This window comes from Methylomonas rivi (assembly GCF_024505165.1).
GTDB lineage: Bacteria > Pseudomonadota > Gammaproteobacteria > Methylococcales > Methylomonadaceae > Methylomonas > Methylomonas rivi.
The window spans coordinates 1-8,546 of record NZ_JANIBK010000156.1 but is presented as its reverse complement, the minus strand read 5'-3'; the positions used below and the strand labels follow the sequence as shown (position 1 = coordinate 8,546).

At 58.7% G+C, this 8,546-nt stretch carries 9 protein-coding genes and 1 pseudogene; 5 read left to right on the top strand and 5 right to left on the bottom strand.

Annotated features, from left to right (window positions below):
* From NP596_RS18205 to NP596_RS18185, 5 genes and pseudogenes are all read right to left on the bottom strand, one after another.
* Positions 1-233 (bottom strand): annotated as a pseudogene (locus NP596_RS18205) (beta-ketoacyl-ACP synthase); the annotation flags it as partial.
* Positions 230-2,530 (bottom strand): MMPL family transporter, encoded by a 2,301-nt coding sequence (locus tag NP596_RS18200; protein ID WP_256616824.1) that lies wholly within the window; start codon positions 2,528-2,530, stop codon positions 230-232. The pseudogene NP596_RS18205 and the gene NP596_RS18200, both read right to left, overlap by 4 nt.
* A gap of 3 nt (positions 2,531-2,533) precedes the next feature.
* A complete protein-coding gene (locus tag NP596_RS18195) occupies positions 2,534-3,163 on the bottom strand; it encodes a LolA family protein (RefSeq protein ID WP_256616823.1) in 630 nt (209 codons plus the stop codon).
* Positions 3,160-3,780, bottom strand: coding sequence for a COG4648 family protein (locus tag NP596_RS18190; protein WP_256616822.1), 621 nt, complete (start codon positions 3,778-3,780; stop codon positions 3,160-3,162). The genes NP596_RS18195 and NP596_RS18190 overlap by 4 nt, the downstream gene beginning before the upstream one ends.
* 2 nt (positions 3,781-3,782) lie before the next feature.
* Positions 3,783-4,046, bottom strand: a complete 264-nt coding sequence (locus NP596_RS18185; RefSeq protein ID WP_256616821.1) for a phosphopantetheine-binding protein — start codon at positions 4,044-4,046, stop codon at positions 3,783-3,785.
* Between the two features lie 80 nt (positions 4,047-4,126).
* Between NP596_RS18185 and NP596_RS18180 the strand changes: the two genes are divergently transcribed.
* From NP596_RS18180 to NP596_RS18160, 5 genes are all read left to right on the top strand, one after another.
* Positions 4,127-4,666: a methyltransferase family protein gene (locus tag NP596_RS18180; RefSeq protein ID WP_256616820.1), complete on the top strand. Its 540-nt coding sequence runs from the start codon at positions 4,127-4,129 to the stop codon at positions 4,664-4,666.
* 53 nt (positions 4,667-4,719) lie between these two features.
* Positions 4,720-4,962: an acyl carrier protein gene (locus tag NP596_RS18175; RefSeq protein ID WP_256616819.1), complete on the top strand. Its 243-nt coding sequence runs from the start codon at positions 4,720-4,722 to the stop codon at positions 4,960-4,962.
* Positions 4,959-6,251 carry a hypothetical protein gene (locus NP596_RS18170; RefSeq protein WP_256616818.1) on the top strand — a complete coding sequence of 431 codons (1,293 nt, stop codon included), beginning with the start codon at positions 4,959-4,961 and terminating at the stop codon, positions 6,249-6,251. Before NP596_RS18175 ends, NP596_RS18170 begins: the two co-directional genes overlap by 4 nt.
* A 3-nt stretch (positions 6,252-6,254) precedes the next feature.
* Positions 6,255-7,682, top strand: coding sequence for an amino acid adenylation domain-containing protein (locus NP596_RS18165; protein WP_256616817.1), 1,428 nt, complete (start codon positions 6,255-6,257; stop codon positions 7,680-7,682).
* A gap of 110 nt (positions 7,683-7,792) precedes the next feature.
* Positions 7,793-8,323, top strand: a complete 531-nt coding sequence (locus tag NP596_RS18160) for an REP-associated tyrosine transposase (protein WP_256616816.1) — start codon at positions 7,793-7,795, stop codon at positions 8,321-8,323.
* The last annotated feature ends 223 nt before the right edge of the window (positions 8,324-8,546 follow it).

The window sequence follows — 8,546 nt, the reverse complement described above, 5'->3', positions numbered from 1 at the left end:
GCCAGTCCGGCGTTGCGGCAGGCATAGCGTTGCAGGCTGGGGCGGATGTCCGGCAAGCGGGATATCACCTCGCCCACTACCGTGTCGAAAGGCAGTTCGAACAATTGCAGCGGCCGCAAGCAACAGCGATTGGCGAGCAAGGCGGCGTGTAACGCGTTCAGGCTGTCTCCCGCCGCGCTGACGCATCGGTAAGCGGTGACGGCAACGGGGGCGATGCGCGGTGCTTGGCTCATGCCGGGCCGGTTTTGGGGATTAATAAGGGACACAGCAGGAAACCCAGCGTCACGCCCAGGCTGACCGACATGGCCAGAATAGGCAGGGTCGGGGTTTTTCCAAGCCCCAGCGCGCCGAAAGAGGCCAGCGTGGTCAGCGTCGAGGCGGCGATGGCGTGGTAGGTGACGTTGCTGTCCCGGCCGCGATTTTCGATGAAAAAGATGCCGTAGTCCACGCATAATGAGATCGACAGCAACAGTCCGATCACATGCACGAAACTTAATTCTTCCCCCAGCAAGGCCCAGCTGGCAAAGATAAACAACGCGGCGGCCAGTGACGGCAGCAGGGTCAGCAGCGTATTTTTCAGACTGTGGGTTTGCAGCCAGATTAAAAAACCCATGACGGCGATACCGATTGCCAGCATCTGTAAGGAGCGGTCCCGGTATTGGCCGGCCAACTTATTCAACTGGTCGCGCTGGCTAAAGTAACGGGTGCCGGCCAAGCCTTGTAAGCCCGCGGCCAGTTTGGCCGGATCGTGATCGCCCAGCCATAAAGCCAGGGCCGCGCCCTGCTGTCCCGCCAATAACTGGCCGGACAATACATGGCGCACGGGCGTTTCCAGTACCGCTTCGGGCGCTAAACCCGCAGTCCCGGCCGGTGTTAATTGGCCGAGCTTGTCTGTCGACAGCCCGGCGTGGTTGAGCGCGGAGAGCCAGGCGTCCTGGAATTGAGTGGTCAGCGCGGCATCGTAAACCCGGGCATTCTCGGCTTGCAGGGCTTGAGAGCTGAGCCAGGGAAACAGGCCGTGATAGCTGCCGACGATGCCGGCCCGCCGCAAGGCTTGCAGACGGCGTTCGGCGGCTTCGGCGCGTTGCAGGGCGGTTTCGAAATCGTCGGCCCGGATCAACACGAATCGCCCCGGTTCTATACTGGAGAAATGCGCGCGCACCGTGGCATCCTGCTGTTTGATGGCGTCCATATTGATGGTCAGTTTTTGCATGTCGTCCATCCAGCGCAATTGCGGCAAGGAAAAAACCGCCAGCACGGCGGCGAACCCAATCAGGCTCAATAACAGCGTGCGTCGCCGGCCGCAAAAAGCCACCCAGCCGGCAATGCCCGGTAAATCGGCGATGTGCAACGCGGTTCGATCCAACAAGGCGGGCAGTAGCCAACGGGTCAACCCCAAGGAAGCGGCGATGCTGAACAGGGCGAACACGGCGATTTGTTCGAAACCCGGAAAGCCGCTAAAGCCCATGGCCGCATAGCCGATCACGGTGGTCAGGCCGCCCATCAACAGGCTGGGCCATAACAGGCGCGCGTTGGCCAGCGGACTGGTGCGGTGTTTGGCGCTGTGCGCCATGATGTGTATGGGATAATCGACACAGATGCCGATTAGGCTGGCGCCCAAGGCCAGCGTCAGGCTGTGTACCTGCTGAAAGATCAGCTGGGTCGCCAGAATGCCGACCACAAAAGCGCCGCCCTGCAGCAGCAGCAGCCAATGCAGGGCGGCGAAAGAGCGAAACAACAGCAAAAATACCAGCACCACGCACAGGCTGGAGGCGGTCGAAACCAGGGCGACGTCGCGGCTGATTTCGTCGCGCGTCGCCACGCTGAATACAGGTACCCCGGCCATGGACAGGCTAAAAGCCTGCCCGGCGGCTTGATTCAAGTCGTCGAAGCGGGCGCGAATGGCGGCTTGCAGCCGTTCGTGGGCGGCGGAATCCAGCGCCGGCGGACGGCTTTGCAGTATCAAGGCGCCAGCGTCCCCTGGTTGTTGAAATTGGGCTTGCAGGGTTTTGAAGCCGTTCAGCGACAACAGCAAGGGATCCTGTTTGGCGATGGTTTTGATGAAGCCGCCCTGCGGCGAAAGCAGCGCCTGCTTTAGGCCTTCGGCGCGGCGCGGCAATGCCTCCTGATCGAACAGGGCAGCGGCGTCTTGCTCGGGATTCAGGCTGAAGATGCGGGCGTGGTAGGGCGCATAAAATTGGCTGGCGTTCAGCCAGTCGCGCGGCGGCTGGTGAGCAGGCCAGACTTGCTCAACCTGATCGAGTTGGGCCAGCTGTTGGATCAACTTGCCGCTGAATGCGGCCAAGCCGGGCGCGTCTTCGGCATGGGCGGCCGATTTTTCCACCACCAGCAGATAGCGGCGCGACAGTTCGCCGGATTGCAGCAGGCCGGATAGCAGTTTGGCGTCGGCATCGTCGGTATGGGTGAAAAAGGCGTTGAGATCCGATTCGACCCGGATTTGCCAGAGCGTGACCGCCAATAGCAAGGGAAGCAATAGCAAAAACCAGCGCTTTCTCCAAACGAAAGACACTCGCTATTCTCCGCCGGCTTCCTGCAGCAATTGCGGAATAGTGTAGGCTGCCGACTGCTGTTCGGCGGCTTTTTCGATACGGTATTCGGTGGTTTCGCCGTCGGCTTGGCGGATCAAAATTTGTCTTTTATCCGGGTTGGCATCGCCCGAGATGTCGATGCTGGGCGCGTTCTCGCCGGCTTGGCCGGATTTGGGTTGCATATGCAACGACCAGTGCCGGTCTTGGATGTCCGCGGCCAGATCGTAGCCGGCCTGCAGTTCTTGGGTGCGGCCTTGCAAAATGCTGCGGAAGATCAGGATTTGCGCCGCCGCGTCGTCGGCATAACTGATCGGCATGCTGTGGCGCTGATTTTGCGCGGCATCCCAGTAGTACAAACTGTCGCCGCTGATCGCCATGATGACCCGGCTGGGTTGCAATTGCAGCTTGACCAGCGTACCGGCAGCGTCCGTCAGCATCACGCCTTGCGCTTGCCAAGGCGATGAGGCCAGCTCCAGTTGGCGGGTTTCCCGGTACTGGAAGCTGGCCTGTCCGCTTTGGCGCAGCCGGGCCAACACTTCGGACAGCTTGCCGTCGTCGGCGAAAACGGCAGTGACCATGCCGAGCCACAACAGGGCGCCCAGGCGCGGCTTCATGACCAGATGTCCTTGAAGGCTTTATGGCCGTGCAGAGCGAAATAGCGGGCGGTTTCCAGCATCGGCGGAATCTCCAGGCCGGGGAAGCGCCGGTGGCGGTACAGCCATTCGCCCATCACCAGCAGGCCCATCAGCAGATAAACCAGCAAGCCGGTATACAGAGACCAGATTTGCGGGCCAGCCAGCCAGGGCAGCAAGGCGCATGCCGGCACATTGACGGCAAAAAACAGCGTCCACACCCACGTCACTTCGCGAAGATACTCGGCAATGCCGGGTTTGAATTCCGGAAACTGCAAGCGTACCAGTCTTTCGCACAACGACGGCGGATGGCGCAGCGTGTGGCCGAACAGCACGCTTAGCCAGGCGTAGACCAGCGAGGGGATCAGCCAAATGGCGTAGGCGTTGGCAAAATAGGCGCCGGCCAATAACAGCGCGGCAAACCCGAGGCAGACAAGCCGCCAGAACGGTTTTTTGATGCGGATGCCGCGCCAGACCGTCAGGCCGGCGAATAGGATTAATACCAAGCCGGCAAAGCCATGAGCGGCCAGATAGGCGCTGAGAAAAGGATAGGCCAGAATGAGGCCGGTAATGCCCGTCGCCTTGAGTGCGTTTGCCATGCTCAACGGACGCGATGTTCGGCGACGAATTCCGCGAGCGAGCGTAAGGAGGCAAAAATTTGGTTGTTGCGTTCGTCGCCGGAGGTGATTTTGACGCCGAATTGCTTATCCAGCATCACGCCTATTTCCAGTGCATCGATGGAATCCAGGCCCAAGCCGCCGCCGAACAACGCCGTGTCGGCGGAAAGGTCGTCCGGAACGATGTCTTCCAGGCGCAAGCCCTCGATGAGCATGGTTTTCAATTGGCTGATCAAGTCATCTGACATGGCAGGTTAAATTCCTTACACAAAGCCAAGATTCTACACAAAATTCCGGCAAGCACCAAAAACACTTGGATTGGCGGGCAATGAGTGCCAAAATTGCCCGCACCCCCGCTAACCAAACCTATTCCGACGTGCGATTTTTCCTGGGTTTAAAAGTTTTGCTGTTTACGCTGCTGATTCCGGGCACGGTGATTCTGTATTTTCCCTACTCGATGGTGTCGGCTTCCAGCAATGGCTTGCATGTCGGCAGTCTCGCGCTGGCGGTTCCGGCCGGTTTGTTCATGCTGGCGGGCGTCGCGATTTATCTGCGTTGCGCCTGGGATTTTGCCGTGGCGGGCCTGGGGACGCCGGCGCCCATCGATCCGCCCAAGCATTTGGTGATCGGCGGGCTGTACCGCCGCAGCCGTAATCCGATGTATCAAGGTGTGTTGCTGTTATTGCTGGCCGAATGCCTGCTGTTTCCGCATGCCGGCTTGTGGATGTATGCCGGCTCGATTGCGCTGGTGTTTCAAACCTTTGTGGTGTTTTACGAAGAGCCGGCGCTTGCCAAGCGGTTCGGGCCGGCTTACTCGGACTATTGCCGGAAAGTGCCGCGCTGGGGTTGGCGTTCCGCCCAAGCATAGGCTAGTCCAATTTTCGCTCCGTCACCTTTTATTCTCCTCGACTATTCAAGCCTATGAAGGAACAACTCAAAGCATTTATTTTCTCCGAACTGATTTATCACGAAGACCCGTCCGTATTTGGCGATGACGACGATTTGCTGGAAGCCGGCCTGGATAGCATGGGCATCATGCGCTTGATCATGTTTGCCGAGAAAGAGTTCGGCGTGATTCTGCCGGACACCGAAATCGAACCCGACAACGTGCAAAGCCTGAATGCGCTGGAAAACTGGATCAAACAGGCGCCGCAAAACGCATGAGCCAACCCGCACCGATTTTTTTTAATCCGGCCGACTATTTCACCTATGTGCTGGATCAAGAAATCCGCGACGCCGGCATGCCCGGCGGCTACTGCGGCTTTGCGTTGCATTTGGCCGCCGAACCCGATCTGGACCGGTTGCAGCAACGCCTGGATATATTGGTGGAACGTTTCCCGATAGCCTCGGCCCGTATCGAGCGTTTGGGTAAACGCCACGTCTGGCGGCCGACCGGGCAGCGCATTGTGCTGGAACGCCATCAGTGTGAAACCGCCGCCGACCAAGCCATAGAGGCCCAACCCATCCAGCTGCAAATATTCAACCGCCCCGAAACCCAGCCGTTGACGCTGCACTGGATCGCCCGCGATAGCGGCGGCATTTTACTGCTGAATTGGAACCATCCCTTGCTGGATGCGCGGGGGGCGAAAATCCTGCTGGATTTTCTGGGCTCGGAGCGTCCGGACAGTTTCAAGGAATCGGCTTCGCTGATAGAAGCCAAATTGGCGCAATGGAGCTTATGGAAGAAGTTGTGGCTGTTGTTAAAAGCCAAACGCCACAACAACCAAGCCAACAGCCTGGATAGCTGTCTGCCGACCCAGGTCGAGCAAGGCCCGCAAACCCTGGGTTTAAAGCTGCGCTGTTACGATGCCGAACAGTCCAAACATATCGCCAAACTGGCGCAGCAACACACCGGCATTGCCGGCCGCACCCTATATTATTTGGGCTGTTTCATGCGAGCCATGGAACGGGTCGGGCCGCCGGCCGCCAAGGCCGGTTATTGCATCCCTTATGCTTTTAACCTGCGCCGGCAGAATGCGCCGACCCCGGTATTCGGCAATCACGTCGGCTGCCTGTTCGCCCGCGCCACCCGTCAGCAGGTTCGGGATAGAAAAGCCTTGTTCGAGCATTTGCTGGCGCAACACAAGCAAGTGGTTAGAGATGAACTGGATTTTGCCTACTTGCCGTTGATGTGGTTGGGGCAATGGCTGCAGCCGGCCAAGTACGCCAAATTCCTGCGCAAACAGCATAGCGGCGGCGAATTGAGTTCTCTGTGGTTTTCCGATGTCGGCGATTTATCCTGGGCCAAAAACGGTTTTCTCGGCGTGCCGGTCACCGAAATGTCCATGATGTGCTGGATGACGTTGCCGCCGGGTTTGGCGATGCTGGTCGGACAAGTCAACGGCCGTTTGACCTTGTCGTACAATTATTTGTCGCCGGCCGTCGATGAAGCTTGGCTGGAGGCGGTGATAGCCCGCATGGACGCCGAATTGCTGGAAAGCGAAGCGGGCTGACGGATGTTGCTGGACGGCTTTGTAAGGCAATGCCGGCTACAACCCGACGCGCTAGCGCTGGCGGAAAGCGATAGCCAGTTGACTTATGCCGAGTTATTAAGCCGGGCGCAAGCCGTGGCTGCGGCTTTGTTGACGCGCGGCATACAAACCGGCCAGCCGGTGGCGATTCATATCGATAGAGGCATGGATGCGGTCGTTGCTGTGTTCGGCGTCTTGCTTGCCGGTGCTTGTTATGTGCCGCTGGACTTGAAAAATCCCAGTGCGCGCTTGCTGTTTATCGTCGGCGATGCCCAAGTTAAAGCGGTATTGGGTTTGGGTGAGGTGCCTATCTGGCTGGATGCCGGTTTATGGCTGGACATTGCCGATTGCGCCGACGCGTTGCCGCAACCTGTCGAGATTTTACCCGCCGGCTTGGCGGCTATACTGTATACCTCCGGCTCCACCGGCCAGCCGCGCGGGGTGGCCTTGAGCCATGCGGCGATTGCGGCGTTTGCCGGCTGGGCCGCCGATTTGCTGGCATTGACGCCACAAGACCGCATTGCCAGCAGCGCCCCGCTGTTTTTCGACCTCTCCACTTTCGACCTCTACGCGGTGCTAGGCGCGGGCGCCAGCCTGCATTTCCTGCCGGCCAAACTGACCCTGGCTCCCGCCCGTCTGAGCGCCTGGCTCGGCGAACAAGCGATCAGCGGCTGGTACACCGTGCCGTCGCTGTTGGCTTTTCTGGCTTACAAAGGCAATCTGGCGCAAACGGCGCTGGCGTCTTTGCGTTTTCTGATTTTCGCCGGCGAAGTGTTTCCCACGCCGGCCTTGATCGATCTGGCAGCCGCCCTGCCGGGCACGGCTTTGTACAATTTCTTCGGTCCCACCGAAACCAACGTCTGTTGCTATTGGCCGGTGCGGCGCGAACAGCTGCAAGCCGGCCAAAGCATACCCATAGGCCAACCCGCCGCCGGCTGCGAATTGCATATCGACGCCGATAGCGGCGAGCTGTGGGTGCGCGGGCCGACCTTGGCCAGCGGCTACTGGCGCAACGGCAGTCTGGAGCCTTTTTTAAACCGGCAAGGCTGGTACGCCAGCGGCGACCGCGTCAGCATTGAGCAGGGCGAATACCGCTTTCACGGCCGCCTGGGCCGTATGCTGAAATGTTCCGGCTACCGGGTCGAGCCGGCGGAAATCGAAGCGGTGGCGAATGCCATTGACGGCGTGCGGGATTGCGCGGTGCTGGGCGTCGACGATCCGACAGCCGGTCAACGTCCCGTCCTGGTCGTGGTGCTGGCGCCCGAAATGGACGTCGCCGGGATACGTAAGGTTCTGGCCCGCCAGTTACCGCCCTACATGCAACCCAGCCGCTATCTGGTGCTGGATGCCTTGCCGCGCCTGCCCAACGGCAAGCTGGATTATCAACGGTTGAAAGAGATTTTTGATACTTAGGGGCGTAGGTCAGGGTGCGCGCGGCGCTCCCTGACGAATTTATTGTTCCCACGCTCCGCGTGGGAACGCAGCCCCAGACGCTCCAGCGTCCCAAAACCGGAAAGCATCAAATGGGCCGAAGTCGTTACACCATTACAGAACCGGATAAACCCCACTTCATGACCTGTACAGTCGTGGAATGGTTGCCGGTATTCACCCGACAGGAAACCGTGCAAATCCTACTGGACTGCTGGCAATTTCAAAGACAGCAAACCGGGTTGAAATTGTACGGTTACGTCATCCTGGAAAACCACCTACACTTCATCGCCCAAAGTGCCAGCCTGAATAAATGTGTCGCCAGCTTCAAAGCCTATACCGCCCGCCAGATCATCGATCATTTGCAAGATATGCGATCCGAACGATTGTTACAGCGACTACGGTTAGCCAAATGCGCTCACAAGCGGGATAGGGAATTTCAGTTTTGGCAGGAAGGCGTACATGCGGAACTGATTTTTAACGAAGCCATGATGCGAGAGAAGTTAGACTATATTCATGCCAATCCCGTCAAACGCGGTTACGTGAATTTACCTGAACATTGGCGCTATTCCAGTGCGTCTAACTACGCAGGACAGAGTGGATTGCTTGAGATTGATTTATGGTAGATGACGCTGGAGCGTCCGGGAAGGCGTTACCACGCGGAGCGTGGGAACGATAATGTCACGTAACCGCTCGGCAATTGCGCCTACATTGCTCTACCTCCCGCATCCATGCCGTCGTATCGCGGCAACGTGACCTGCCTGATCACTATCGTTCCGATTAGCGATGGGTAATCGAAGGATGGTTGAATAACCTCTTGCATACGATTACGCTGTCGCTAATCGTACC

Coding starts and splice junctions, on each gene's coding strand:
- NP596_RS18180 (WP_256616820.1), top strand. CDS start 4,127: ATGAGTGCCAAAATTGCCCGCACCCCCGCTAACCAAACCTATTCCGAC.
- NP596_RS18190 (WP_256616822.1), bottom strand. CDS start 3,780: ATGGCAAACGCACTCAAGGCGACGGGCATTACCGGCCTCATTCTGGCC.
- NP596_RS18170 (WP_256616818.1), top strand. CDS start 4,959: ATGAGCCAACCCGCACCGATTTTTTTTAATCCGGCCGACTATTTCACC.
- NP596_RS18195 (WP_256616823.1), bottom strand. CDS start 3,163: ATGAAGCCGCGCCTGGGCGCCCTGTTGTGGCTCGGCATGGTCACTGCC.
- NP596_RS18165 (WP_256616817.1), top strand. CDS start 6,255: ATGTTGCTGGACGGCTTTGTAAGGCAATGCCGGCTACAACCCGACGCG.
- NP596_RS18160 (WP_256616816.1), top strand. CDS start 7,793: ATGGGCCGAAGTCGTTACACCATTACAGAACCGGATAAACCCCACTTC.
- NP596_RS18175 (WP_256616819.1), top strand. CDS start 4,720: ATGAAGGAACAACTCAAAGCATTTATTTTCTCCGAACTGATTTATCAC.
- NP596_RS18185 (WP_256616821.1), bottom strand. CDS start 4,046: ATGTCAGATGACTTGATCAGCCAATTGAAAACCATGCTCATCGAGGGC.